General features: G+C 70.3%; 1 protein-coding gene. It reads right to left on the bottom strand.

Annotation, left to right across the window (positions count from 1 at the left end; genetic code table 11):
* Nucleotides 1-961: methyl-accepting chemotaxis protein (locus MHA02_RS21855; RefSeq protein WP_147082686.1), on the bottom strand; the 961-nt coding region annotated here is incomplete at both ends.

Below are 961 nucleotides of genomic sequence, written 5' to 3'. Positions count from 1 at the left end.
AGATCCGGTATCGCTCGGCCAGCGTCATCAGGCCCTGGGCGAGCTCGGTGAGGTTGGCCGAGGCCATCTCGACCTCGCGGGTCCCCGCCGCCGTCTGCTGGCTCGCCTGCCGGATGTTCTGGAGCGCCCCCATCACCTGCTCGATGCCGAGCTGCTGCTGGTTCGTCGACGCCACGATCTGCTGGAACGTCTGCACGCTCTCCTCCACCCGCGCCGCCATCTCCTCGATGGTCCGCACCGTGGCGTCGGTGCGGGTCTTGCCCGCGGCCGCCCGCTTCACCGCCTCCTCCGTCAGCATCACCGAGGAATTGATGCCCCGCTGGATCTCCGACAGGATCGCGCGCACCTGCACCGTGGCGGCCTTGGCCTGATCCGCCAGGAGCTTCATCTCGGCCGCGACGATCGCGAAGCTGCGGCCGCTCTCGCCCGCCGCCGCCGCCTCGATCGCCGCGTTGAGCGAGAGCAGATGCGTGCGCTCCGAGATGTCGTTGACCGTGGTGATGATCTCGCCGATCGCCTGGGTCTTCTCGCTCAAGGCAACGATGTTGCCCGCCACCGCCTCGCCCTGCTCGCGGATCGAATCCATGGCGCGGGCCGTGTCGGAGGCGGCGCGCAAACCCGCCTTCGCATTCTGGGCCGAGGTCTGCGCCGTGGCGATGACGTCGCTGGCGCGCTTCGAGATCTGTGCGCCCGAGTGGGTGATCTGATCGACCGTCGCGGCCGTCTCCTGCACGGCGGCGAACTGCTCCTCGACGCTCGCCGCCTGCTCCTGGGCCGAGGCCCGGATCTGCGCGGCGGCGGCATTGAGGTCGGCCGTCGCCGAGCGATTGGTGCGGGCGAGGTCGGCGAGGCCGGCGACCATCGTATTCAGCGTCGTTCCCAGACGGCCGATCTCGTCGCGACCCGTCGCCGCGATCCGGCCGGTCAGGTCGCCGGCACCCACGCGCTCGACGAAGGCCAT

Source organism: Methylobacterium haplocladii (assembly GCF_007992175.1).
Classification (GTDB): Bacteria; Pseudomonadota; Alphaproteobacteria; order Rhizobiales; family Beijerinckiaceae; genus Methylobacterium; species Methylobacterium haplocladii.
Note: the sequence above shows the minus strand (reverse complement) of the source record. Positions and strands in the feature narration are given on the sequence as shown.